The sequence below is a fragment of the Sphingomonas sp. CBMAI 2297 genome, from assembly GCF_029870595.1.
Lineage (GTDB): Bacteria > Pseudomonadota > Alphaproteobacteria > Sphingomonadales > Sphingomonadaceae > Sphingomonas.
In genome coordinates this window covers 297,643-320,614 of record NZ_JAPDIR010000002.1, presented here as the reverse complement: position 1 = coordinate 320,614, position 22,972 = coordinate 297,643, and the positions used below count along the sequence as shown (strand labels likewise).

The window sequence follows — 22,972 nt, the reverse complement described above, 5'->3', positions numbered from 1 at the left end:
CTTGAGTCGCGTCAACCGTCAACGAAGACCGATCTTGCAGTGCAGCGGGCTTCGCGCGACATTCCGATCCGTTGCGCCGACATACTGGGGGGCGGGAAGCATGGCGGACGAAACGCTCTGGAACACCGACCTCGCGCCGACCGGGCCCGAGCAGCGCAGCTGGGCATGGTATCACTATGCCGCGCTGTGGATCGGCATGATCGTCGCCGTGCCCGCCTGGATGCTCGCCGCCGGGCTGGTCGAGCAGGGCATGTCCGCCGGCCAGGCCGCCTTCACCGTGCTGCTGGGCAACGTCATCGTGCTCGTGCCGATGCTGCTGATCGGCCATGCCGGCGCCCGGCACGGCATCCCCTATGCGGTGCTCGTCCGCGCCGCGTTCGGCACGGCCGGGGCGCGGCTGCCCGCCCTGGCCCGCGCGCTGGTCGCCTGTGGCTGGTACGGCATCCAGACCTGGATCGGCGGCGAGGCGCTGCTCACCCTGCTCGGCGTGCTGGTCGGCGCCGATCTGCGCGGCGCCCCGCTCCCCGTGCTCGGCATCGGGATCGGGCAGCTGATCGCCTTCCTCCTCTTCTGGTCGCTCCAGCTCTTCTTCGTGCGCAAGGGGCTGCTCACCATCCGCCGGCTGGAGACCTGGACCGCGCCGGCCAAGATCCTGGTCTGCGTCGCGCTGGTCTGGTGGGCGGTGCAGGCGGCGGGCGGGCTCGGCCCCATCTTCCACGCCCCTTCCGCCTTCGTGCAGGGCGGCGCGAAGGCGGGGCAGTTCTGGGCGGTGTTCTGGCCCGCGCTCACCGCGATGATCGGCTATTGGGCAACGCTCGCGCTCAACATCCCCGATTTCACGCGCTTCGCCCGCTCGCAGCGCGACCAGCTGATCGGCCAGTCGCTCGGCCTGCCGCCGATGATGGGACTGATCGCCCTCGCCAGCGTGATCACCACCAGCGCGACCGTGGTGATCTATGGCGAGGCGATCTGGGACCCGGTCGCGCTCTCCGGCCGGTTCGAGGGGCCGCTGGTGCTGCTCGGGCTGATCGTGATCAGCGTCGACACCATCTCGTGCAACATCGCCGCGAACCTCGTCTCCGCTTCCTATGACTTCTCCTCGCTCTGGCCGGCCCGGATCAGCTACCGCGCCGGCGGCATGATCACCGCGGCGATCGCGATCCTGATGATGCCGTGGAAGCTGCTCGCGTCCACCGGCGGCTATATCTTCGTCTGGCTCGCCGGCTATTCGGCGCTGCTGGGCCCGATCGCCGGCATCCTGATCGCCGATTACTGGCTGATCCGCCGGACCGAACTGCGGGTGGACGATCTCTATCGCGCGGACGGCGCCTACGCCTATCGCCGCGGCTGGAACCCGGCGGCGCTGATCGCCTTCGCGGCCGGGGTGCTGCCCAACCTGCCCGGCTTCCTCGCCACCGCCGCGCCCGGGGCCTTCGCCGTCGGGCCGGCATGGATGGCGATCTACACCTGGGCCTGGTTCGTCGGGCTGGCCATCGCGCTGCTCGCCTATCTCGCGCTGATGCGGCTCAGCCCGCGGGTCGCCGCCCCAGCCGCATGAGCCAGGCCAGGAAGAACGCCAGGCATGCCTGCCAGGGCAGATGCACGCACTCCAGCCAGAAGACGAAGCCCGCCGATTTGAGCTGATAGCCATGGGCGCCGGTGAGCAGCAGCCCCTGCGCCATGCCGAACGCGCCGAGCAGGGTGAGCGCGACGATGCCGAGCAGGATGATCGCGCGGCTGCCGGCATGGAAAGGCGCCAGGCGCAGCGGCAGGAGCAGCATCAGCGCCAGCGTGCCGCCGGCGAACCCGCCCACCGCCCCGGTGCCGAGATCCTCGACATAGGCCCGGGGATCGGGCTCGAGCGCGAAGCTGATCGAGGCGTGCCGCCAGGCGAGATAATTGGCCGCGACATGCGCGAAGGTGAGCACCGCGGTGAAATAGAGCAGCCGGCGCGCCCAGCCGCGCTGCCGCGCGCTCGCGAAGAGATAGGGCATGCCGAACAGCGGCGTGAGATACAGGCTGGGACCGATCACCGGCGCCAGCACCACCTTCGGATCGGGATAGAGCAGGATCGCAAGCGCCAGCGCCACCGCATAGACGACCGCGCCGACCAGCAGCCAGGTAAAGGCATGATGGAAACGGACATTGCGCCGCCGCGCCTGCGCCGCGGCGAGTCTGTCCATCCTGCTCGCCCCCCGGCCCATGGGGCCATCCTGCCAGAGCTCCCCTTGCTCGTCATCCCCGCGAAGGCGGGGATCCAGAGTCGCGAAGGACAGCGTTCCGTCATTCTGGATCCCCGCCTTCGCGGGGATGATGATTATTGGCTTGAGGGCATCGCAAAGCGAAAGGCCCTCCCCGCTCTCGCGGAAAGGGCCTCCTGAACTCCAGCCGGAGCTGGCGCGCTATGTTCAGCCCGCCTTTTCCTTCTTGGCATAGACGCGCACCGGCTCCTTGGTGCCGCCGACCACGTCCTTGTCGACCACGACCTCGTCCACCCCGTCCATCGACGGCAGGTCGAACATCGTGTCGAGCAGGATGCCCTCCAGGATCGAGCGGAGGCCGCGCGCGCCGGTCTTGCGCTCGATCGCCTTCTTCGAGACCGCGGTGAGCGCATCGTCGTTGAAGCCGAGCTTCACGCCCTCCATGTCGAACAGCTTCTGATACTGCTTGACCAGCGCGTTCTTCGGCTCGGTTAGGATCTTGATCAGCGCCTCGACGTCGAGGTCCTCGAGCGTCGCGATCACCGGCAGGCGGCCGACGAACTCGGGGATCAGGCCGAACTTGAGCAGATCCTCCGGCTCGACCTGCTTCAGCATCTCGCCGGTGCGGCGCTCGTCCGGTGCCGCGACATGCGCGCCGAAGCCGATCGACTTGCCCTGCAGGCGATCGCCGATGATCTTCTCGAGGCCCGAGAAGGCGCCGCCGCAGATGAACAGGATGTTGGTCGTGTCCACCTGCAGGAATTCCTGCTGCGGATGCTTGCGGCCGCCCTGCGGCGGAACCGAAGCCGTGGTGCCTTCCATCAGCTTGAGCAGCGCCTGCTGCACGCCCTCGCCCGAGACGTCGCGGGTGATCGACGGGTTCTCGGCCTTGCGGCTGATCTTGTCGATCTCGTCGATATAGACGATGCCGCGCTGCGCCCGCTCGACATTATAGTCCGAGGCCTGGAGCAGCTTGAGGATGATGTTCTCCACGTCCTCGCCGACATAGCCGGCTTCGGTGAGCGTGGTGGCGTCCGCCATGGTGAACGGCACGTCGAGGATGCGCGCCAGCGTCTGCGCCAGCAGCGTCTTGCCGCAGCCCGTGGGGCCGACGAGCAGGATGTTCGACTTGGAAAGCTCGACGTCGGCGCCCTTGGCGCCGTGGTTCAGCCGCTTGTAGTGGTTGTGCACCGCCACCGACAGCACGCGCTTGGCGCGCTTCTGGCCGATCACATAATCGTCGAGGACGTCGCAGATCTCCTGCGGCGTCGGAACCCCGCCGTCCTTCTTGCTGACAAGCGCGGACTTGGTCTCTTCGCGAATGATGTCGTTGCAGAGCTCCACGCACTCGTCGCAGATGAACACGGTCGGGCCCGCGATGAGCTTGCGCACCTCGTGCTGCGACTTGCCGCAGAACGAGCAGTAGAGCGTGCTCTTCGAGTCACCGCCGCTGAGCTTGGTCATTCAATCCATCCTTGGTGCGCCGCGCGCACGTTACGCCACCCGCCATCCTACACGCGGGAGATTATCCGGCAAACCCGGAATCTGGCTATTACACCAGACTCCTTAAACAGCTCCTGACGATCAGGCCGCCGCGGCTTCGCCATCGGTCGGGACCGGCCGCTTCTCGTACACTTCGTCGACCAGGCCGAATTCCTTCGCCTCATTCGCCTCCAGGAAAGTGTCGCGGTCCATCGCGCGCTCGATCCTGTCGAGCGGCTGGCCGGTATATTTCACATAGAGATCGTTCATCCGCGCGCGGATCCGCAGGATCTCCTTGGCCTGGATCTCGATGTCCGAGGCCATGCCCTGGGCTCCGCCCGAGGGCTGGTGGATCATGATGCGGGCATTGGTGAGCGCCACGCGCAGGCCCGGCTCGCCCGAGGCGAGCAGGAAGCTGCCCATCGAGGCGGCCTGGCCGATGCAGACCGTGCCGACGCGCGGACGGATATACTGCATGGTGTCGTGGATCGCCATGCCGGCGGTCACCACGCCGCCCGGCGAGTTGATGTACATCCAGATGTCCTTCTTCGGGTTCTCGGACTCGAGGAAGAGCAGCTGGGCGGTGATCAGCGAGGCCATATGGTCCTCGACAGGGCCGGTCACGAAAACGATTCGCTCGCGCAGCAGGCGCGAATAGATGTCGAAGCTGCGCTCGCCGCGGCTCGACTGCTCGATGACGATGGGAACGAGACCGCCGGTGACGGGGTCAATGGTCATCTGACCGGAAAGCGGATGCATGGGTGAAAATCTCGTTATGTCTGTTTGCCCGGCCCAACATCGGCGCTTGGCGAGCGGAGTTCAAGCCTTGGTTATGGTTAGTCGCGACAAGGGCCTTCACGGAGGGGCCGCCACCGGGAAACGGGCGATGCCCCGCCAGGGATACGGCCCCCGGCCCACGCTGCCTTGAAGGCGCAACGCTGCCGTCCCATGATGGCATCATGACGACGCACAAGGTCCTGGTCACCGGCGGCTCCGGCTTCGTGGGCAGCCATGTCATCCTCCAGCTGCTGGCGGCGGGACACGATGTCCGCACCACCGTCCGCAGCCTCGCCCGCGAGCCGCAGGTCCGCGCGACGCTCGAGCGGGCCGGCGCCGATACGCGCCGCCTGACTTTCGCCGCCGCCGATCTGGAGCGGGACGAAGGCTGGGCGGAAGCCGTGGCCGGCTGCGACTATGTGCAGCACGTCGCCTCCCCCTTCCCGCAGAGCCAGCCCGCGGACGAGCAGGAGCTGATCCGCCCGGCGGTGGACGGCACGCTCCGGGTGCTGCGGGCGGCGCGCGACGCCGGCGTGAGGCGCGTCGTGCTCACCTCCAGCTTCGCCGCGATCGGCTATGGCCATGGCCAGCGCCACAGCGACTATACCGAAGCCGACTGGACCGATGTGAACGGCCCGGCCGTCCAGCCCTATATGAAGTCCAAGACGCTCGCCGAGCGCGCGGCGTGGGACTTCGTCGCGGCCGAGGGCAACGGGCTCGAGCTGGCGGTGGTCAATCCCGTCGGCATCTTCGGCCCCGCGCTCAACGACGACCTCTCCACGTCGATCTGGCTGGTGAAGTCGATGCTCGAGGGCAGGATGCCCGGCCTGCCCGATTTGAGGTTCGGCGTCGTCGACGTGCGCGACGTGGCCGGCCTGCAGATCGAGGCGATGACGCATGCCGGCGCGGCGGGCGAGCGCTTCCTCGCCGTGGCGGGCAAGGCCGTCTCGATTCCCGAGATGGCGGACATCCTGCGCGCCGATCTGGGCGATGCGGCCCGCAACATCACGCGCCGCCGCATCCCGAGCTGGCTGGTGCGCATCCTCGCCCTGTTCAATCCGATGGCGCGCGAGGCTGCGCCGCGGCTCGGCATCCGGGCCAATGCCAGCAACGTCAAGGCGCGCAAGCTGCTCGACTGGCAGCCGCGCGGCAATGCGGAGGCGATCCTCGCCACCGCGCACAGCCTGATCGCGCTGGGCCTGGTGGAGGGCCGCCGCTGAACGCCTTGGGACCTGCCAGGACAAGCACCCTTCCGTCATTCCCGCCTGCGCGGGGATGACGGGTATTGGGCACTCCTTGCCTCGAGGTGACAGTCGCCGATCGCCTTCGGCCCCATCGTTTCGGATCGACCTTTGCCCGCCTTCCCCTTACAGGGGCACGAACCTTGCCTGGATGCGCGCCTTGGTCAGCCAATCGATGCCCGACGATCCCGTACGCCTCCTCCTCGTCGAAGATGACGAACCGCTGCGCCGGCTGCTGACGGACCAGCTGCGGGAACGCGGCTATGCGGTCCAATCGGTTGCCGATGGGCGCGCGGCGATCGCCGCGATCGGCGACGATCCGTTCGAGATCGTGATCCTCGACCGGATGCTCCCGTTCGTCGACGGAGTCGACGTGCTGCGCTGGCTGCGCGAGCAGGAAGTCATGACGCCGGTGATCCTGCTGACGGCGCTCGGCCGGCTTCCCGAACGGGTGGAGGGGCTGGAGGCGGGCGCCGACGATTATGTCGTGAAGCCGTTCGAGACCGACGAGCTCCATGCGCGCATCCGCGCCCTGCTCCGCCGCCGCCAGGCCAATGGCACCGACAGCGCGACGGTGACCGCGGGCGACGTCACGGTGAGCGTCGCCCGGCACCGGGTCACGCGCGCCGGCCAGCCGATCGAGCTGCACAAGACCGAGATCAAGCTGCTCGCCGAGCTCGTCCGCGAGGCGGGCACGGTGCTCACCCGGCCGCTGCTGCTCGAGCGCGTCTGGGGCTATGACTTCGTCCCCACCACCAACATCGTCGACGCCTATATCCGGCGCCTGCGCCAGCGGCTCGAGCTGCCCGGCCTGCCCGATCCGATCGTGACCGTGCGCGGAGTCGGCTACATGTTCCGCGCCTGAGCCATGGCGCCGCCTCGCTCGCTCCGGGCGATCGCGCTCGCCTTCCTCACCGCCATAGCGCTCGCGACGGTGCTGACCTGCGCCGGAGTCTATCTGGCGCTCGTCGGCGCGATCGATCGGCAGGTGGACAAGCGGCTGAACGGGCAAGCCGCTGAGCTGCTCGCCGACAATCCCGATCAAACGCTGCTCATGCACCGGATCGCGCAGGAAACCCGGCGGCGCGACAGCGGCGACATCGGCTTCCTGCTGACCGACGCGAGCGGCAGGCACCTGGCCGGCAACATGGCGCCCGCGCACGGCTTCCCCCAGGGCCTCTCGACGATCGACCGGACCGCCGGCATCCATGGCCTCACCCGCGGACGGGCACTGGTGCATGCGCTGCCGAATGGCCTGACCCTGGCATTGGCGGCGGAGAGCGAGCCGATCGATCACCATGATTCGCACCGCATGCTGATCCTATCGTCGGGTTTCGGCACGATCCTGCTGCTCGTGGCGCTGGGCACGCTCGCGCTCGGCCTCGCGATCCGGCGCAATATCGAAGCGGTGCGCAAGGCAGCGGAAGCGATCGTCGATGGCGACCTGCGCGCGCGCGTGCCGGTCGAGCGGGCGGGCTCGGCGTTCGGGCGCCAGGCCGAGGCGTTCAACCACATGCTCGATCGGATCGAGGCGCTGATGACCAGCCTCTCCCAGATTTCCAACGACGTCGCGCACGATCTGCGCACGCCGCTGGCCCGGCTCCACGGCCAGCTTGCCGGGCTCGCCGCCCAGCCCGGCGCCGATGCGCTCCGCCCCCAAATCGAGGAAGCGATGGCGCAGAGCGCGGAGATACTGGCGATGTTCGCCGCGATCCTGCGCATCACCGAAGTCGAGGGCGGCGATCGCCGGTCGATGTTCCGCCGGCTCGACCTGGCGGAGATCGCCGCGGGCGCGGCCGAGGCACTCGAGGTCCTGGCGGACGAGAGGGGCCAGACGCTTCGCCTCGGGGACTGGGACAGCGCGCCGGTCGAGGGGGACGCGCGGCTGCTCACCCAGCTCGTCGTCAACCTGATCGAGAACGCGGTCAACCACACGCCGCCTGGCTCGATGCTCGCGGTGTCGGTGGCGCGGGATACCGATGCCGCCATCCTCACCGTCGCCGACAACGGCCCCGGCATCGCGCCGGACGAGCATGCGCGCGCGCTGCGCCGCTTCGGCCGGCTCGAGCATAGCCGGAACCGCCCCGGGCACGGGCTCGGCCTGCCGCTGGTGCAGGCGATCGCCGCGCTCCATCGCGGCACGCTCGAGCTGGCGGACAACCGGCCCGGCCTGCGCGTCCGCGTCCGCCTGCCGCTCGCCCCATGAGAAACGGCCCGGACGGATAACCGCCCGGGCCGCCTTTCGCGCAATCCGCTCCCCGGCTCGTCGCCGGGGACCGGGGATCAGAACTTGACGCTCGCTTCCGCGCCGAAGGTACGCGGCGGGTTGAAATTGGCATAGTCGCCCAGGATGCCGCCATAGTTGGTCGAGACCAGGTTGACGCCATTATAGTTGTACACCGGCGACGAGTTCGCATTCGACCGGCGATAGATATAGGTGTTGTCGAGCAGGTTGCGGGCCCACAGCGACAGAGTCACCTGCGCGCTGTCGTTCATCTTGATGTCCGCCAGCGCGATGCGGCCGTTCATGACGAAGCTGGGATCGGTCTTGGTCGACTCGAGCTGGAAGCTGTACTGGCTGCTGGCATAGTTGGCATCGAGGTGCAGGCGCAGATTGGCACCGCCCGCGATGGTGAGCGGCATCACATAGTCGATCGCGCCCGACGCCGCGTTCTTCGGCGTATAGACGATGTAGAGCTGCTGCGGCAGGCCGCCGGTGAACGGGTTCACCGCCGAAGGCGCCTTCCAATAGGTATAGGCATAGGAAGCCGACAGCGTCAGCCCGGCGGTCGGCTTCACCGTCAGATCGGCTTCGATGCCGCGGATCTTGGTGTTGCCGGCATTCTGGGTCTGCTCGATGTGCGCGCCGTTGGTCGGGTTGGGGACCGCGGTGCCGTTGGGCAGCGTGATCGTCGCCGCCGTATCGAACAGGTCGAAGTCGAACTGCGTGTTGCTGCGGTCCATGATGTAGCCGGCGAGGTTCAGGCGGGCATGATGGTCGAAGAAGTCCATCTTCGCCCCGACCTCGTACGACTTCACCGATTCCGGACCGAAGGCGTTGAAGCTCTGCGACCGGTCGTTGGCGCCGCCGGCACGGAAGCCGGTCGAATATTTGGCGTAGAAGTGGACGTCGCGAGTCGCATCGTACGAGATGTTGAACATCGGATCGAAGCGGCTGATGCTGTTCTCGAAGGTAAAGCCCTGCACCGCGTTGTTCACCACATAGAGCGCGCCATGGCGCTTGTCCTTGGTGAAGCGGCCGCCGGCGGTGAAGTGCAGCCCGGTGCCTTCCGGCGAGAAGGTCAGGTTGCCGAACGCCGAATAGTTATGATCCCAGGCCTTGCTGGCGCGAGTGATGAACTGGCAGCTGTTCGTGAACTGCGGGACGGTCGCGGCCAGGGTGTTGTTGCACGACGGCGCATAGGGCTGATAGCCCGAATTGGCCGAGCTGATGTTCCCGGTCACCGAGCTGTCGATGATCGGGCTGCGGATGGTGTAGGCCGTGCCGGCGGCGTTCCACTGGTTGCTGAGCGGCGTCGCGGCATATTCGGTCGCGTGCTCGGTGAAATAATAGGCGCCGAGGACGAAATCGAACTGGTCGAAGGTACCGACCGCCTGGAATTCCTGGCTGAACTGGTGCTGCTTCAGGAACGACAGGCTGTAGCGGCTGAAGTTCGCGTTCGGCGCATAGGTGCTGCGCTCCGGACCGCCCGAATTGTCCCACTGGTCGGTGCTGACGCCGCGCCACGCGGTGATCGAGCGCAGCTCGAGGCCCGGGGCGACCTTGTACTTCAGGTTCGAGGTGAAGCCGTGCGTGATGTCGACGCTCGGCTGCTGCGGCACGCCGACATCGGCGACCTTCTGGCGCTCCGGATGCACCCCGACCGCGGGCGCGAGCGGCGCGACGCAGGGAAGACGGCCGGCCGCGGCCTGGGCCGCCGTGATGGTGCCGCCGCAAGCGGTGGCGGTGCCCGGCAGATACAGGGTGGTGCCGAGCGCGCCGCCCGCCGGGGTATAGCTGCCGACGGTGTAGTTGTTCGGATTATAGTTGATCAGCTGGCTGAACTGCGGCGTGTTCTCGTCCTTCGCATAGTCATAGGAGAAGTCCGCGGTCAGGCCCTCGAGCGGCGTCCAGCGCGCGGCGGCGCGGCCGCCCTTGCGATCATAATAGTTCCAGCCGACCGAGCCCGCGAGCGGGTCCTTCACCGTCGGATCCTGGTGCTGGTACACGCCGTCGAACTTCAGCGCGATGTTGAAGAACGCCGGCAGGTCGAGATGGATGTCCGCGTTGCGGCTGCCATAATTGCCGACGCCGGCGGTCATGCGCGCGCCGAACTCGCCGGTGGGCGCCTTGGTGACCATCGACAGCGCGCCGCCTTCGGTGTTGCGGCCGAACAGCGTGCCCTGCGGGCCCTTCAGCACTTCGATGCGCTCGATGTCGAACAGCGCGGCATTGAGGCCCTGGGTCTTACCGAGCGCGACGCCGTCGATATAGACGCTGACGCCGCCGTCGCGGGCCGTCTGGTTCTGGTCATAGGGAACGATGCCGCGGATGCCGATGGTCAGCGCCGACTGGCGCGCCTCGAACGTCGCGACGCGCAGCGACGGCACCGTGCCGTCGGCCAGGTTGAACAGGCTCTGGACGTGGCGATCCTGGAGCGCCTCGGTGCTCAGCACCGAAATCGAGATCGGCGTCTGCTGGAGGTTGGTCTCGCGACGCTGCGCCGTGACGATGATCTCGCCCAGACCGCCCTGGTCGTTGTTGTCGGCCTGAACGGCGGCGGTCGCCGCCGTCTGGTCCTGCGCCAGCGCCGGCGCCGCGGACAGCGCGAGCAGCGTCGCGCCCGCGAGCAGCGACAGACGGAAGCGGGAAACGTTCTGCATATGGGTAACCCCCCTCAGGTTCATTCCTGATCGGGGCGCCCCTACGCATTGCAGTTGGCATTATTGTTACAATGACAGCAGCCGTAAAGTAATGATCTTTTCATTTTCGTTTCATTTAACGAAAATCAAACAATGAATTCAATAAAACTACCAACGGATTAAATAATCATCACCGATCAATTGGCGGTGGCCATCGAAGTTTCTTTTACAAACCGGCCACTCCCGAGAGGCATGCACCCATGGAGAAGCAATCCGGCGAGGCATGACCTCATCGGATCGGATGTTCCCAAGACCATGCGGATCGCGATTCGCGCGGAGCGCTTATTTGAGCGGCCCCGGCTGCGCCAGATAGGCGAGCCGCCGCACCTCGCGCCGCCCGCGCACCACCGTGTCCAGGATCAGTCCGGTGAACAGGTTGAGGAAGGAAAGGATCATCAATCCCGTCGCCAGGATCGCCGTGGGGAAGCGCGGCACCAGTCCGGTCTCGAACCAGGTGACGGCCAGCGGAATGCTGAGCCCCACCGCCAGCGCGGCGAACACCGTGGCGATCCAGCCGAAGAACAGCATCGGCCGTTCGATCCGGTAGAGTACCGCGATCGTCTTCAGGATGCGCCAACCGTCGCGATAGGTGCTGAGCTTGGACTCCGATCCCTCGGGCCGGGCGAAGTAGCGCGTCTCCACCTCGCCCACCGGCATCTTCAGCTCCAGGGCATGGACACTGATCTCGGTCTCGATCTCGAAGCCGGCGGACAGCACCGGGAAGCTCTTCACGAAACGGCGGGAGAAGACGCGATAGCCCGAGAAGATATCGGTGAAGCTGCGGCCGAACAAACTGGCGAGGATGCCGGTCATCATCCGGTTGCCGAGCACGTGCCCGCGACGATAGGCCTCGGCCGCCTCGTGCACGCGCGTGCCGACGATCATGTCGAGCCCCTCCTCGGCCACCCGCGCCACCATGGCGGGCGCCGCGGCCGGATCATAAGTCGCATCGCCGTCCGCCATCACATAGATGTCGGCCTCGACATCGGCGAACATCCGGCGGACGACATTGCCCTTGCCCTGCATCCGCTCGCCGCGGACCACCGCGCCGGCCGCCCGCGCGACTTCGATCGTCCGGTCGCGGCTGTTGTTGTCATAGACGTAGATGGCCGCATCCGGCAGCACCTTGCGGAACCCCTCGATCGTCTGCGCGATCGCGGCTTCTTCATTGTAGCAGGGCAGGATAACGGCGACGGTCGGCTTGCTCATGTGCCAGCCATAGGGCGGAAATGGTTACCGTTCGACACCAATTTCACCTTGGCAAGCCGCAAGGCCCCGCGCATCTTCCACGAAGGGGGTAACGCATGGAAATACGAAGCCTGGGGCTGTTGACGCCGGCCGTCATCGCGATGGTGACCATCGATGCGTTCTACAAGCCGTTGCTGTTCGGCGGCGCGCGGCTGTTCCCCGTCTTCTATTCCGCCGTGATCGCGCCCAACGCCGACGGCCTCAACGGGATCGCCGCGCTGATCAAGCTCGCGACTATCGTGCTGTTCTGCATGTGGATCCATCGCGCCGGCCGCAACCTGATCGCCTTCGGCTTCGACGCGCTCGAGTTCACCCCGGGCGCGCGCATCTGGTGGTTCGCGGTGCCGATCGCGAATCTGTTCGTGCCCTATCAGGGCATGCGCGAGTTGTGGAATGCCAGCCATGGCCGCCAGGACCTTGGCCATAACGAGCCGATCGTCGCCATCTGGTGGGGCCTGTGGCTCCTCCATGGCTTCGCGGCCGCGATCGCCATGATCTTCACGCGCGGCGACGATCAGGCCGGGTTCTGGGCGCAGGGCGTTGCCGACGTCGCCCTCGCACTGGTCGCCATCCAGATGCTGCGTGAGATCGTGGCCGCGCAAGCCCGCCTGCGTGGACCGGAACTCGCCCGGGTCTTCGCCTGAAGATCGGCGCGATCGGCGTGCGCATCCGGCCAACCCGGTCGCCGCTATAGCCACGATCCAGGGGATCGCCCGCGCCCCGCGCCGGTCGCCGTCCTCGGGCCTCGGGCAGTCCCTCCCCCCTAAAAGCAAAGGCCCCCGCTCCGCCAGGGAGCGAGGGCCTTGCATTTCCCTCGAAGGAGAAGGGCCTCAGTCGGCTTTCTTCTTCGCCGGCGCCTTCTTGGCGGGCTTGGCCTCGGCCTCGCCCTCGGCATCGTCCGCCTTCTTGGCCGGAGCCTTTTTGGCGGCCGGCTTCTTGGCCGCCTCGGCTTCGGCCGGCTCGGCGTCGGCCTTCTTCGCCTTGGCGGCGGGCTTCTTCTCGGCCTTGGCCTCGCCCTCGCCGGCTTCCGCCTTCTTCGACTTGCGCGGCTTGTGGTTGTCGTGATCGTGCGTGTGGGTGCCGGTGTCGAAGCCGTCATCGCTCTCGATCGCGGCTTCCAGCTCCTCGCGGGTCACTTCGCGGTCGCTGATCTCGGCCTTGTCGAACAGGAAGTCGACCACCTTGTCCTCGAACAGCGGCGCGCGCAGCTGGGCGGCGGCCATCGGCTCGTTGCGGACATATTGGTAGAAGCGCTCGCGATCGTTCGGGCTGTACTGGGCAGCGGCCTGCGCGATCAGCTGGTTCATCTCGTTCGGCGTGACCTCGACGCCGTTCGCGGTCCCGATCTCCGAGAGGAGCAGGCCCAGCCGCACGCGGCGCTCGGCGATCTTCACATAATCGGCGCGCTCGGCTTCCAGCTCCTCCTTCGCCGCGGCCGGATCGGCCTCGTGCTCGGCTTCGTGCTGGAGCTGGTGCCAGATCTGGTCGAACTCGGCATCGACCATCGAGGGCGGAACCTCGAAGTCATGGCCGGCGGCCAGCTGGTCGAGCAGCTTGCGCTTCATATAGGTGCGGGTCAGGCCGCCCAGCTGCTGCTCGAGCTGGCCCTTGAGCAGGCCGGTGAGCTGCTCCAGGCTCTGCAGGCCCAGCGTCTTGGCGAAATCGTCGTTGATCTCGGTCTCGCCGGCGGTCTTCACCGCGGTGATCTTGAGCGCGAACTGCGCCGGCTTGCCGGCCAGGTCGGGCACGCCGTAATCGGCCGGGAAGGCGACGTCGATCGTCTTCTCGTCGCCGGTCTTCACGCCGACGAGCTGGTCCTCGAAGCCCGGGATCAGGCGGCCGGTGCCGATCTCGACCGACATGTCGGTGCCGGTGCCGCCGTCAAAGGCGACGCCGTCGACGGTGCCGGCGAAGTCCATGGTCACCTGGTCGCCCTCGGCAGCCTTGTGCTTGGCGGGCGCGTCGGCCCAGGCCTTTTGCTGGCCGGCCAGCTGCTTGAGCTGGGTGTTCACCTCTTCCTCGCTGACCGGAACGGTCAGGCGCTCGAGCTTCAGGCCGTCGATCGCGGGAGTCGGGACGTCCGGCAAGACCTCCAGCTCGACCTTGATCTCGGCATCGCCGCCGGGCGCATATTCGCCTTCCAGGCTCACCGACGGCGACACGGCCGGGCGCAGCTTGTGGTCGGCGATCAGCTTCTGCACGCCTTCCTGGATCGAGCTGTTGAGCGCGTCCTGCGCGATCGCCTCGCCATGCATCTTGCGGATCAGGTTGGTCGGCACCTTGCCCGGGCGGAAGCCCGGCATGCGGACCTGCGGGGCAACCCGCTTGACCTCGGCATCGACCTTCGAATCGATGTCCTTGGCAGTGATCTTGAGCGTGTAGGCGCGCTTCAGGCCCTCGTTCAACGTCTCGACAGTCTGCATTTTTCTCAGGCTTCCAAACTTCAGAAAAGGTCTCGCGGCGTCCGGTGACGCGGGAAACGAGCGGCGATGCTGGTGCGGGCGAAGGGACTCGAACCCCCACACCTTTCGATACCAGAACCTAAATCTGGCGCGTCTACCAGTTCCGCCACGCCCGCATAGGGCACCGCCGGTCGGCGGGCTCTATAGCAGTCGGGGCCTTCATCGCAAGGGCGCAGGCAACTTCATCGCGACGCGAAGCGTTGGTCTACCGAAACAAGGAGACTGATCGTGCCTGTTGAGCCGCCCGTCCAGCCCACCGTGCCGCCCGCCGAGCAACCCCCGGCGCCGCGCCCGGGCGAGCCGACGAGCCCGCCTCCCGAACTCGATCCGCCGGCGCCGGACATCGACGTGCCAGCACCACAGCCGGCCACGCCCGCGGTGCCCGCGCCCGGCCAGCCGATTGCCCGACAGGAAGAGAGAGGATGAACGACAATGATCGTGAAGACCCGCCCTTCGATCTCGCGCAGATCACCGAAACCCGGGACGGCAGCGCCCCGGGGAGCCCCGCCGGCCGCCGTTCGCCGATGGAGCCCGTAGCGACATCGGGCCGCACCCGCGTCATGCGGCACCAGGATTCGGACCAGCAATAACTCCCGGCCATCATGATCGACAAGCATCTGAAGAAGCTCCGGCTGCGCTGCGAAATCAGCGTTCCGGAGGAGGAAGCGCTTCGCGCCGCGCTGCAGGGGCCGTTCGCCCATGCGGCCGAGCAGGTGATCGTGCGCCGCGGCGAGCGGCTGAACAGCTCGATCCTGCTGCTCGACGGGCTGCTGGCGCGCTACAAGGACCTCAGCAACGGCCAGCGCCAGATCACCCATCTGCACGTGCCGGGCGATTTCGCCGATCTGCACGGCTATACGCTCGGCTATCTCGATCACAATGTGATCACCCTAACGCCCTGCCGCATCGCCCGCGCGCCGCATGCCAGGGTGACGGAGATCACCAGCCGCTTCCCGGGGCTCACGCGTGCCTTCTGGTTCTCGACCAATCTCGACGCGAGCATCCACCGCGAATGGGAAGTCTCGCTCGGCCGGCGCAACGCGATCGAGCGCGCCGCGCATCTGCTCTGCGAGCTGCAGTCGCGGCTGCTCGCCGTCGGCGCGGCGGAAGGCAGCAGTTTCGCCCTGCCGATCACCCAGAACCAGTTCGCCGAGTGCCTGGGCCTTACCGGGGTCCATGTGAATCGCGTGTTGCGCGAATTGCGCGAGGCGGGCCTGGCCGATTTTCGCGGCGGCCGGGTCACGATCCATGATCGGCCGGGGCTGGAAGCAGTTGCCGAGTTCGATCCGCTCTACCTGTATATCGATCGGCCGGCGAACTAGGGTCCGCCGGCATCCTCGCCCCGCTTGCGCGCAATCTCGGCGCTCTCGCCCTTCAACGGCTTGGAGACCGGGCAGACTTCCTGCAGATAGGAATTGAGCGTGTTGGCCAGATTGTCCGCCACCAGCCGGTAATGGACGTACTGGCCGCGCTTCTCGCTCGCGACCAGGCCGGCATTCTCGAGCACTGCCAGATGCTGGGAAACCGCCGGCTTGGAGATGTCGAACCGCGCGGCGATCTCGCCCGCAGTCAGCTCGGCATGGCTGAGATAGGCGAGGATCTTGCGCCGCACGGTGGACGACAGGGCTTCGAAGACGCGTTGCATGCGGGATTATTTAAGTGATTCATTCATTGCCTTCCAGTGGAATCGCGATACTGATTAGGCAGTGACTTAATTACCTAAGGGGTGAGTCCATGCCATTTGCCGCGCCTGATGCAACGCGAAGCAATGCCCATGCCGTCAACAGCCTGATCGAAACTCCCGGCGCCAATCCCGTTCAGGGCCGCGTGGCCTGGGATCCGGTGCATTCGCTGTGGAACGGCGGGATGATGGCGGCGACCCTGGTGCTCGGCCCCCTCACCTTCACGCCCGCCGCCTTCCTGGTGTTCGTCGCTGCCACCGGCGTCACGCTCCTGCTCGGCCATTCGGTCGGCTTCCATCGCCGGCTGATCCATCGCAGCTTCGCCTGCCCGCTCTGGCTGGAGCGCGTCCTGGTCTGGTCCGGCACTGTCGTGGGGATGAGCGGACCGCACTGGATCATCCGCACACATGACCTGCGCGACTGGGCGCAGCGCCAGCCGCGATGCCACCCCTATCTCAGCCATGCGGGCGGCGTGGCGCGCGATGCGTGGTGGCAGCTCCATTGCCGGCTGGAGCTCGACAGCCCGCCCCGCTTCGACCTGGGCCGCGCCGGCCGGGATCGCTTCTATCGCTTCCTCGAAGCGAACTGGATGGCCCAGCAGCTGCCGATCGCGGCACTGCTCTTCTGGGCCGGGGGCTGGAGCTTCGTGGTCTGGGGGGTCTGCGCACGCGTATTCATCTGCGTCCATGGCCATTGGCTGGTCGGCCATCTCGCCCATACGCGCGGGCCGCAAAGCTGGATCGTGCAGGGCGCCGGCGTGCAGGCGCACGACGTGCCCTGGGCCGGCTTCATCACCATGGGCGAGGCCTGGCACAACAACCACCATGCCTTTCCCGGCTCGGCGCGGATCGGGCTCTACCCCGGCCAGAGCGACCCCGGCTTCGTCTTCATCCGCCTGCTGGAAGCGCTCGGCCTGGCCTGGGACATCCGCACTCCCGCCAGCCTGCCGCCCCGTGCCGAGCTGGTGGAGGCGCACATATGAAATCGCCCTTCCCGCTCGGTCGGGCCTGCGCCGGCATATTGATCGCCGCGCTGGCCGCGACGCTCGTCCTGTGCGTCGCGCTCGGCTTCCTCGGCTTCCTTGTCTTCCCGTTCGTCTATTTGCTGACCGTCATGGTCGGCGGGCTGGTGGCATTGCCGCTCTACCGGCTACTCCACCGCCTCGGCATCGCGCGCGGCTGGATGGCGCCGCTCGCGGGTCTTGTCGCCGCGATTGCCGGCATGTCGTGGCTCGACGAACCAGCCGGCGGCCACCCGCTTCTGCCGCCATTCTGCTATGCTTCGGCGGGAATTGCAGGCGGATTCGCCTTCTGGTGGCACCTGCGCGCTAGTTCGCCACCCGCCGCGCCGTCAGGATCTTCACCGGTGCCGCCGGAACCTCGCCCTTGAAATAGCCTCCCAGCGTGGCCGTGGCCGAATTGGGGGCGTCGAAGATCTTGAGCACCACATCCCTGCCGTCGACGACATGGGCGAAGGCCGCATAGCCGAGATTGTCGCCCGGCTTGCTCGGATCGGCGTCGAACGAAGGCTGGTCGCCCAGCAGGATGGTGAAGTCGCCCGCGGCGGTGCCGGGCGCGCGGCGCGGGGTCGAAAGCGTGAAATCGGTATGCTTGATGCCGGTAAGCGTGGTCGGCTCATGCTTGATCGGCGGCAGCACCTTGCCCCGCGCATTGTTCACGCCGAACTGCACGAAGCCGAAATGGTCCTGCACCTTCACGACCCGGTAGAAGGGTGCGCCGTCGAGACGCTTCTGGTCGACATAGCGCAGGAAGTTGTTCCCGCTGATCGGCGCATGGACATTGTCCACCTCCACCGTGATCGTGCCGGCACTGGTGACCAGCGCGACACGGGGCAAGGTGGGAACCGGGGCCGGCGCGGACGAGGGCGCCGGCGTCTGGGCCAGCGCCGGGACGGCGAGCAACAGGCTCATCAAGCCACATAGCAGGCGAAGCATGACCTCTCCTCGATCAGCGGAAGGGATAGGCGCCTGATGCTTCGCGCCCGGTCTTCACGTCAATCACCTTCCCGCCCTGATAGGCGAGCACGCCCGGCACGGGAACCAGCCGGTTGATCCCGCTGGCATTGGGATTGAAGAACTTGCCGACCGCCCGATACTCGACCGGCTTCACCGAGATATTGGCGGGCACGGGCGGCACCGGGCCGCCGGGCGCCACCGGCCGCACCGTGCCGGCGATCAGGTAACCCGGCGTGTCGCTGCTCGGCCCGAAGCCGGTTTCGGCGGCCAGCTCCGGGACTTCGGATTTGAACTTGGCCCGGTCGGCATAGAAGATGCCGAGGTCGAGCACCTCGCCGGGACGGGCGGTGAACCCCACCGTGCCCAGGCAGAAGCAGATGTGCAGCCCCGCCGGCCCCATCGCCCAGGACGCGCCATAGAGCACGAAATCGCCCGGCACGGTCTCGACCAGGAACAGGCTGTCCGGATCCCCGCGAACCAGCGGGCGCTTGTTGTCGACGGCGTTGACGTTGAGGATGCCGCCATAGCTGAAGTTGAAGGCATCGAGCGAAGGAACCGGCGGAATCTGGCCGGAGAATTTCTGGCCGGCGCCTTCCGCCGCGGCCTTTTTCGCCAAAGCCTTCTCGCGATCCTTCGCCAGCCCGGGCTCGGCCTTCGCAAAGGCTTCGGCCCTGGCGGCGCGATAGCCGTCCATCTCGCGCGCCGTCGGGACGCGCAGGAAGACCGGCTCGAACTTCGGCGCCCCCTTGGGCTTGTGGACGCGCAGGACCAGATAGGCCCGGTCCGGGCGGATGGTGATCGGCGCACCGGCCTCGATCTCCACCATCTCGTCGACGGGCGCCTGGGCGATGGCCGGCGTGGCGGAGAGCAGCGCGATCGCGGTGAACAGGCGCAGCATCAGCGATCCTCCGGAAGCGGCAGGCCATCGGGCGCCGGGCCCGACGCGGCCTTGGCCTGCATCGCGATCGATGCCGGCGAGAAATTGTCGGTGAGCTGCTCCCAGCGGCGCTCCTGCAAGGGATAGCGCTGATATCCGCGCGGCTCCATGCAGCGGCGCAGCCGCGACTGGTGGGCACGGCGGACCAGCGGGCCCGCCACGATCTCGCCGATCACCGCGCCGACCAGGCCATAGGGCTGGATGCCCCGCGTCACGATCTCGGTCGCCGGCTTGTCCTCCCACGGCGCGAACATCGGCACGCCCGGGCTGGAATTCGCCACCGGCATGAAGCGATAGCATTCGGAGAAATCCGCGAACGCCGCGGCAAAGCTGGTATCCGCCCGCCAGTAATAGAAATATTTCCAGCCATTGCTGACGACCGCCGGATCCCGCCCGCCCGACAGATCGGGAATCGGGATGGCGCCTGGATCGGGCAGGCCGCCCATGTCCTGCGCGCGGGCGGGCGCGGGCGCCTGCACCAGCAACGCCGCGAGCGACAAAGCCAACAAGGATGTCCGCATGATCCCCTCCCCCCTGGCGCCGACTATGATCCGCGCGCGGGGGGATGGCAACGGCCTCAGCCCGCCAGCGCCTTCTTCAGCAGTTCGTTGACCACGGCCGGATTGGCCTTGCCGCCCATCGCCTTCATCGTCTGGCCGACGAAGAAGCCGAACAGGGCTTCCTTGCCGCCGCGATACTGTTCGAGCTGACCGGGATTCTTGGCCAGCACCTCGGCGATCACCGCCTCGATCGCGCCGGTGTCGCTGGTCTGCTTGAGCCCGCGCTCTTCGACGATCCTGCCTGCCGGCTCGCCCGTCTCCAGCATGATCTCGAACACCTGCTTGGCGAGCGGGCCGGAAAGCGTGCCGTCCGCGGCGAGCGCCAGCAGCTCGGCGCCCTGTTCGGGACTGACCGGGCTCGCGTCCAGATCCTTGCCAAGCCGGTTGAGCGCGCCGTAAAGGTCCGAGAGCAGCCAGTTGGCCGCGGCGCGGGCAACTTCGTTCTCGCCCTTCCTCTGCACCCGCGCGCTCTCGGCCAGCAGTGCCTCGAACCAGCGCGCGGTGTCCGCGTCGGCGGTCAGCGTCGCGGCATTATAGGCGCTCAGCCCCAGCGCCTGCTCATAGCGGCGGCGCTTGGCGTCGGGCAGCTCGGGCAGGCTGGCGCGGCATTCCGCGAGAAAGGCGTCGTCCAGCTCAAGCGGCAGCAGGTCGGGATCGGGGAAATAGCGATAGTCGTGCGCGTCTTCCTTCGAGCGCATCGACCGGGTCTCGCCCTTGTCCGGATCGAACAGCCGGGTTTCCTGGACGATCTTGCCGCCGCTCTCCAGCACCTCGACCTGGCGGCGCGCCTCGATCTCCACCGTCTGCATGACGAAGCGGACCGAGTTGACGTTCTTGGTCTCGGTGCGCGTGCCGAACTCGGCGCCCGGCCTGCGGACGCTGACGTTCACATCGGCACGCATCGAGCCCTGGTCCATGTTGCCGTCGCAGCTGCCCACATAGCGCAGGATCGCGCGCAGCTTGCTCAGATATGCGCCGGCCTCCTGCGGCGAGCGCATGTCGGGCTTGGACACGATCTCCATCAGTGCCACGCCGGCGCGGTTGAGATCGACATAGGAGCGCGACGGGTGCTGGTCGTGCATCAGCTTGCCGGCGTCCTGCTCGACATGGATCCGCTCGATGCCGATCGTCTTGACGTTGGCCTCGGGGTCCTTGTCGTCCAGGCTGATCTCGATCTGCCCCTCGCCCACCAGCGGGTGGAAGAGCTGGCTGATCTGATAGCCCTGCGGCAGATCGGCGTAGAAATAATTCTTGCGGTCGAAGCGCGACCATTTGTTGATCACCGCGCCGATCGCCATGCCGGTGCGCACCGCCTGGCGGATGCACTCGCGGTTCGGCGTGGGCAGCATGCCCGGCATTGCCGCGTCGATCAGGCTCACCTGGCTGTTCGGCTCCGCCCCGAAACTGGTGGCCGCGCCCGAGAAGAGCTTGGCGTTCGAGGTGACCTGCGCATGGACTTCGAGGCCGATCACGACCTCCCATTCGCCGGTTTCGCCCTGGATGCGGTAGGTGGATTCAGTCATTTTGGTCCACTCTCGGAACGTCTGAATAGTCGATGTCTGACCCTTGGCTCCGCTTGCGCAGCTTCGGGTCTGGTACGGCGTCGTGCGGGAAGATCATCGGATCGTTTCGGCGGCCTGGCATCGCTCAGAAGCGTGACCAGACCGTCCAGAAGGGCGACCCAATGGATCACTCCCCTACCACCATTGCTCCGGCCGCGCGACGAAGCCCGCGCGCTGCTCGATCGCCAGGCCGGCATTCAGCACGCCCTGCTCGTCGAGCGGACGGCCGATGATCTGCAGGCCGAGCGGCAGGCCGCCGGCGTCCAGCCCCGCGGGCACGCTCATCGCCGGCAGGCCGGCCAGGCTCGAAGGCACGGTGAACACGTCGTTGAGATACATGGCGATCGGATCGGCCGATTTCTCGCCCAGCGCGAACGCGGCGCTCGGCGCGGTCGGGGTCAGCAGCAGGTCGCACATCGAAAAGGCATTCTCGAAGTCGCGCGCGATCAGGCTGCGCACCTTCGATGCCTGCGTGAAATAGGCGTCGTAGAAGCCCGCCGACAGCACATAGGTGCCGATCAGGATGCGCCGCTTCACTTCGTCGCCGAACCCGGCCGCACGCGTCGCCGCGTACATTTCCTGCAGGTTCTGCCCCTCGGCCAGCTCGCGCAGGCCATAGCGCACGCCGTCATAGCGGGCGAGGTTCGACGAAGCCTCGGCCGGCGCGATGATGTAATAGGCCGGCAGCGCGTATTTGGTGTGGGGCAGCGACACCTCGACCACTTCGGCGCCGGCATCCTTCACCCAGGCGATGCCCGCTTCCCAAAGCTTGGCGATCTCGGTCGGGATGCCGTCGATCAGATATTCGGCGGGGATACCGATCTTCTTGCCGGTCAGGTCGCCCGAAAGCGCCTCTTCCCATTTCGGCACCGGCAGGTTGAGCGACGTCGAGTCCTTGGGATCGAAGCCCGCCATGTTCTCGAGCAGGATCGCGCAATCGCGCACGTCGCGCGCCATCGGCCCGGCCTGGTCGAGGCTGGAGGCGAAGGCGACCACGCCGTAGCGCGAGCAGCGGCCATAGGTCGGCTTGATGCCGGCGATGCCGGTGAACGCCGCGGGCTGGCGGATCGAGCCGCCGGTATCGGTGCCGGTCGCGCCCGGCACGAGCCGCGCCGAGATCGCCGCCGAGCTGCCGCCCGACGAGCCGCCCGGTGCCAGCGGGGCATTGTCGCCGCCGCCGCGCCGCCAGGGCGAGATGACATTGCCGAAATAGCTCGTCTCGTTCGACGAGCCCATGGCGAACTGGTCCATGTTGAGCTTGCCGAGCATGCCGGCGCCCGCGTCCCACAGCCGCTGCGAGACCGTCGATTCATAGACCGGCTCGAAGCCTTCGAGGATATGGCTGGCCGCCGTGGTCTGCACGCCCTTGGTGGCGAACAGGTCCTTCATGCCCAGCGGCACGCCCGAAAGCGGCTTGAGCGGCTCGCCCCTGGCGATCGCTTCATCGGCTGCCTTGGCGGCGGCGAGCGCGTGCTCGGGGGTTTCCACGATGAAGGCGTTGAGCGCCTTGCCCTTGCTCACCTTGACGATGAACGCGTCGGCGACTTCGCGCGCGGAGAACTTGCCGCCGCGAACGCCGTCGCGAAGGCTCGCGACGCCCAGATCGGTGATGTCGCTCATCATTCGACCACCTTCGGCACGGTGAAGAAGCCGTGCTCGCCCTGCGGCGCGTTCCGCAGAACGGCGTCGCGCTGGTTGCCCTCGGTCACCACGTCCTCGCGCAGGCGCAGCGTGTTGGGGATGACGGCGGTCATCGGCTCGACCGACGAGGTATCGACCTCGCCGAGCTGCTCGATCCAGCCCAGGATGTTGTTGAGCTCGGGCGCGAGGCGCTCGGCATCGGCATCGCTGATCGCGATGCGTGCGAGGCTCGCCACCTTCTTCACGGTTGCGGTATCGACGGACATGGGAGGCGCCTAACA

At 67.2% G+C, this 22,972-nt stretch carries 23 protein-coding genes and 1 tRNA gene; 10 read left to right on the top strand and 14 right to left on the bottom strand.

The annotated features are described in order from the left end of the window. Nucleotides 1–100 precede the first annotated feature (100 nt). Nucleotides 101–1,558: an NCS1 family nucleobase:cation symporter-1 gene (locus OMP43_RS04280; RefSeq protein ID WP_280278494.1), complete on the top strand. Its 1,458-nt coding sequence runs from the start codon at nt 101–103 to the stop codon at nt 1,556–1,558. Here OMP43_RS04280 and OMP43_RS04275 read toward each other — a convergent pair. The 3 genes from OMP43_RS04275 to OMP43_RS04265 form a co-directional block, all read right to left on the bottom strand. Then, the gene (locus OMP43_RS04275; RefSeq protein WP_280278493.1) at nt 1,527–2,183 is read right to left on the bottom strand and encodes a hypothetical protein; all 657 of its coding nucleotides are present in this window, start codon (nt 2,181–2,183) and stop codon (nt 1,527–1,529) included. The two genes, OMP43_RS04280 and OMP43_RS04275, sit on opposite strands and share 32 nt — an antisense overlap. 225 nt (nt 2,184–2,408) lie before the next feature. Then, complete coding sequence (gene clpX / locus OMP43_RS04270) at nt 2,409–3,665, bottom strand: ATP-dependent Clp protease ATP-binding subunit ClpX (RefSeq protein ID WP_137864312.1); 1,257 nt, start codon at nt 3,663–3,665, stop codon at nt 2,409–2,411. A 120-nt stretch (nt 3,666–3,785) separates the two neighbouring features. After that, entirely contained in the window at nt 3,786–4,421 is a 636-nt protein-coding gene (locus OMP43_RS04265; protein WP_280278492.1) for an ATP-dependent Clp protease proteolytic subunit, read from the bottom strand. A gap of 221 nt (nt 4,422–4,642) precedes the next feature. On the opposite strand from OMP43_RS04265, the gene OMP43_RS04260 reads away from it, so the two are divergent. The 3 genes from OMP43_RS04260 (at nt 4,643) to OMP43_RS04250 (ending at nt 7,907) form a co-directional block, all read left to right on the top strand. Then, nucleotides 4,643–5,680 carry an aldehyde reductase gene (locus OMP43_RS04260; RefSeq protein ID WP_280278491.1) on the top strand — a complete coding sequence of 346 codons (1,038 nt, stop codon included), beginning with the start codon at nt 4,643–4,645 and terminating at the stop codon, nt 5,678–5,680. Nucleotides 5,681–5,861: 181 nt separating this feature from the next. Then, a complete protein-coding gene (locus OMP43_RS04255) occupies nt 5,862–6,566 on the top strand; it encodes a response regulator transcription factor (protein ID WP_348538589.1) in 705 nt (234 codons plus the stop codon). Between the two features lie 3 nt (nt 6,567–6,569). Continuing rightward, the gene (locus OMP43_RS04250) at nt 6,570–7,907 is read left to right on the top strand and encodes an ATP-binding protein (protein ID WP_280278490.1); all 1,338 of its coding nucleotides are present in this window, start codon (nt 6,570–6,572) and stop codon (nt 7,905–7,907) included. 77 nt (nt 7,908–7,984) lie between these two features. On the opposite strand, the gene OMP43_RS04245 is transcribed toward OMP43_RS04250, so the two are convergent. Together OMP43_RS04245 and OMP43_RS04240 are read right to left on the bottom strand one after the other, a co-directional pair. Beyond that, a complete protein-coding gene (locus tag OMP43_RS04245; RefSeq protein ID WP_280278489.1) occupies nt 7,985–10,585 on the bottom strand; it encodes a TonB-dependent receptor in 2,601 nt (866 codons plus the stop codon). A gap of 321 nt (nt 10,586–10,906) precedes the next feature. After that, nucleotides 10,907–11,833 (bottom strand): glycosyltransferase family 2 protein, encoded by a 927-nt coding sequence (locus tag OMP43_RS04240; RefSeq protein ID WP_280278488.1) that lies wholly within the window; start codon nt 11,831–11,833, stop codon nt 10,907–10,909. Between the two features lie 95 nt (nt 11,834–11,928). Here OMP43_RS04240 and OMP43_RS04235 point away from each other — a divergent pair, with 95 nt between their 5' ends. After that, nucleotides 11,929–12,516 (top strand): DUF4328 domain-containing protein, encoded by a 588-nt coding sequence (locus OMP43_RS04235; protein WP_280278487.1) that lies wholly within the window; start codon nt 11,929–11,931, stop codon nt 12,514–12,516. A 186-nt stretch (nt 12,517–12,702) separates the two neighbouring features. Here OMP43_RS04235 and tig read toward each other — a convergent pair whose 3' ends face one another. After that, nucleotides 12,703–14,295 carry a trigger factor gene (gene tig, locus OMP43_RS04230; protein ID WP_280278486.1) on the bottom strand — a complete coding sequence of 531 codons (1,593 nt, stop codon included), beginning with the start codon at nt 14,293–14,295 and terminating at the stop codon, nt 12,703–12,705. Between the two features lie 70 nt (nt 14,296–14,365). After that, nucleotides 14,366–14,450: transfer RNA gene (locus OMP43_RS04225), tRNA-Leu, on the bottom strand. 112 nt (nt 14,451–14,562) lie between these two features. On the opposite strand from OMP43_RS04225, the gene OMP43_RS04220 reads away from it, so the two are divergent. The 3 genes from OMP43_RS04220 to OMP43_RS04210 are packed head-to-tail and all read left to right on the top strand — an operon-like array spanning nt 14,563 to nt 15,656. Beyond that, entirely contained in the window at nt 14,563–14,760 is a 198-nt protein-coding gene (locus OMP43_RS04220) for a hypothetical protein (protein WP_280278485.1), read from the top strand. Continuing rightward, complete coding sequence (locus tag OMP43_RS04215; protein ID WP_280278484.1) at nt 14,757–14,924, top strand: hypothetical protein; 168 nt, start codon at nt 14,757–14,759, stop codon at nt 14,922–14,924. Before OMP43_RS04220 ends, OMP43_RS04215 begins: the two co-directional genes overlap by 4 nt. A 12-nt stretch (nt 14,925–14,936) precedes the next feature. Then, nucleotides 14,937–15,656: a Crp/Fnr family transcriptional regulator gene (locus OMP43_RS04210; RefSeq protein ID WP_280278483.1), complete on the top strand. Its 720-nt coding sequence runs from the start codon at nt 14,937–14,939 to the stop codon at nt 15,654–15,656. Here the strand turns inward: OMP43_RS04210 and OMP43_RS04205 are convergent. Beyond that, complete coding sequence (locus OMP43_RS04205; protein WP_280278482.1) at nt 15,653–15,979, bottom strand: metalloregulator ArsR/SmtB family transcription factor; 327 nt, start codon at nt 15,977–15,979, stop codon at nt 15,653–15,655. The genes OMP43_RS04210 and OMP43_RS04205 overlap by 4 nt on opposite strands. 89 nt (nt 15,980–16,068) lie before the next feature. Between OMP43_RS04205 and OMP43_RS04200 the strand changes: the two genes are divergently transcribed. After that, a complete protein-coding gene (locus tag OMP43_RS04200; protein WP_280278481.1) occupies nt 16,069–16,998 on the top strand; it encodes an acyl-CoA desaturase in 930 nt (309 codons plus the stop codon). Further along, nucleotides 16,995–17,405, top strand: a complete 411-nt coding sequence (locus OMP43_RS04195) for a hypothetical protein (protein ID WP_280278480.1) — start codon at nt 16,995–16,997, stop codon at nt 17,403–17,405. Before OMP43_RS04200 ends, OMP43_RS04195 begins: the two co-directional genes overlap by 4 nt. Here OMP43_RS04195 and OMP43_RS04190 read toward each other — a convergent pair. The 6 genes from OMP43_RS04190 to gatC form a co-directional block, all read right to left on the bottom strand. Beyond that, nucleotides 17,344–17,970, bottom strand: coding sequence for a peptidylprolyl isomerase (locus OMP43_RS04190; protein WP_280278479.1), 627 nt, complete (start codon nt 17,968–17,970; stop codon nt 17,344–17,346). The two genes, OMP43_RS04195 and OMP43_RS04190, sit on opposite strands and share 62 nt — an antisense overlap. A 13-nt stretch (nt 17,971–17,983) precedes the next feature. After that, nucleotides 17,984–18,889: a hypothetical protein gene (locus OMP43_RS04185; protein ID WP_280278478.1), complete on the bottom strand. Its 906-nt coding sequence runs from the start codon at nt 18,887–18,889 to the stop codon at nt 17,984–17,986. After that, complete coding sequence (locus OMP43_RS04180) at nt 18,889–19,449, bottom strand: hypothetical protein (RefSeq protein WP_280278477.1); 561 nt, start codon at nt 19,447–19,449, stop codon at nt 18,889–18,891. The genes OMP43_RS04185 and OMP43_RS04180 overlap by 1 nt, the downstream gene beginning before the upstream one ends. Nucleotides 19,450–19,505: 56 nt before the next feature. Further along, entirely contained in the window at nt 19,506–21,011 is a 1,506-nt protein-coding gene (gene gatB, locus OMP43_RS04175; protein WP_280278476.1) for an Asp-tRNA(Asn)/Glu-tRNA(Gln) amidotransferase subunit GatB, read from the bottom strand. Nucleotides 21,012–21,185: 174 nt separating this feature from the next. After that, entirely contained in the window at nt 21,186–22,670 is a 1,485-nt protein-coding gene (gatA, locus tag OMP43_RS04170) for an Asp-tRNA(Asn)/Glu-tRNA(Gln) amidotransferase subunit GatA (RefSeq protein ID WP_280278475.1), read from the bottom strand. Further along, nucleotides 22,670–22,957, bottom strand: coding sequence for an Asp-tRNA(Asn)/Glu-tRNA(Gln) amidotransferase subunit GatC (gene gatC, locus OMP43_RS04165; protein WP_280278474.1), 288 nt, complete (start codon nt 22,955–22,957; stop codon nt 22,670–22,672). The genes gatA and gatC overlap by 1 nt, the downstream gene beginning before the upstream one ends. Between the last annotated feature and the right edge of the window lie 15 nt (nt 22,958–22,972).

Bases quoted from the DNA above. Each gene is read 5' to 3' on its own strand.
- OMP43_RS04210 (WP_280278483.1), top strand. From the start codon at position 14,937: ATGATCGACAAGCATCTGAAGAAGCTCCGGCTGCGCTGCGAAATCAGC.
- clpX (WP_137864312.1), bottom strand. From the start codon at position 3,665: ATGACCAAGCTCAGCGGCGGTGACTCGAAGAGCACGCTCTACTGCTCG.
- OMP43_RS04190 (WP_280278479.1), bottom strand. From the start codon at position 17,970: ATGCTTCGCCTGCTATGTGGCTTGATGAGCCTGTTGCTCGCCGTCCCG.
- OMP43_RS04265 (WP_280278492.1), bottom strand. From the start codon at position 4,421: ATGACCATTGACCCCGTCACCGGCGGTCTCGTTCCCATCGTCATCGAG.
- OMP43_RS04240 (WP_280278488.1), bottom strand. From the start codon at position 11,833: ATGAGCAAGCCGACCGTCGCCGTTATCCTGCCCTGCTACAATGAAGAA.
- OMP43_RS04195 (WP_280278480.1), top strand. From the start codon at position 16,995: ATGAAATCGCCCTTCCCGCTCGGTCGGGCCTGCGCCGGCATATTGATC.
- OMP43_RS04200 (WP_280278481.1), top strand. From the start codon at position 16,069: ATGCCATTTGCCGCGCCTGATGCAACGCGAAGCAATGCCCATGCCGTC.
- OMP43_RS04280 (WP_280278494.1), top strand. From the start codon at position 101: ATGGCGGACGAAACGCTCTGGAACACCGACCTCGCGCCGACCGGGCCC.
- OMP43_RS04275 (WP_280278493.1), bottom strand. From the start codon at position 2,183: ATGGACAGACTCGCCGCGGCGCAGGCGCGGCGGCGCAATGTCCGTTTC.
- gatA (WP_280278475.1), bottom strand. From the start codon at position 22,670: ATGAGCGACATCACCGATCTGGGCGTCGCGAGCCTTCGCGACGGCGTT.
- tig (WP_280278486.1), bottom strand. From the start codon at position 14,295: ATGCAGACTGTCGAGACGTTGAACGAGGGCCTGAAGCGCGCCTACACG.
- OMP43_RS04180 (WP_280278477.1), bottom strand. From the start codon at position 19,449: ATGCGGACATCCTTGTTGGCTTTGTCGCTCGCGGCGTTGCTGGTGCAG.
- OMP43_RS04250 (WP_280278490.1), top strand. From the start codon at position 6,570: ATGGCGCCGCCTCGCTCGCTCCGGGCGATCGCGCTCGCCTTCCTCACC.
- OMP43_RS04245 (WP_280278489.1), bottom strand. From the start codon at position 10,585: ATGCAGAACGTTTCCCGCTTCCGTCTGTCGCTGCTCGCGGGCGCGACG.
- OMP43_RS04185 (WP_280278478.1), bottom strand. From the start codon at position 18,889: ATGCTGCGCCTGTTCACCGCGATCGCGCTGCTCTCCGCCACGCCGGCC.
- gatC (WP_280278474.1), bottom strand. From the start codon at position 22,957: ATGTCCGTCGATACCGCAACCGTGAAGAAGGTGGCGAGCCTCGCACGC.
- OMP43_RS04205 (WP_280278482.1), bottom strand. From the start codon at position 15,979: ATGCAACGCGTCTTCGAAGCCCTGTCGTCCACCGTGCGGCGCAAGATC.
- gatB (WP_280278476.1), bottom strand. From the start codon at position 21,011: ATGACTGAATCCACCTACCGCATCCAGGGCGAAACCGGCGAATGGGAG.
- OMP43_RS04260 (WP_280278491.1), top strand. From the start codon at position 4,643: ATGACGACGCACAAGGTCCTGGTCACCGGCGGCTCCGGCTTCGTGGGC.
- OMP43_RS04235 (WP_280278487.1), top strand. From the start codon at position 11,929: ATGGAAATACGAAGCCTGGGGCTGTTGACGCCGGCCGTCATCGCGATG.
- OMP43_RS04215 (WP_280278484.1), top strand. From the start codon at position 14,757: ATGAACGACAATGATCGTGAAGACCCGCCCTTCGATCTCGCGCAGATC.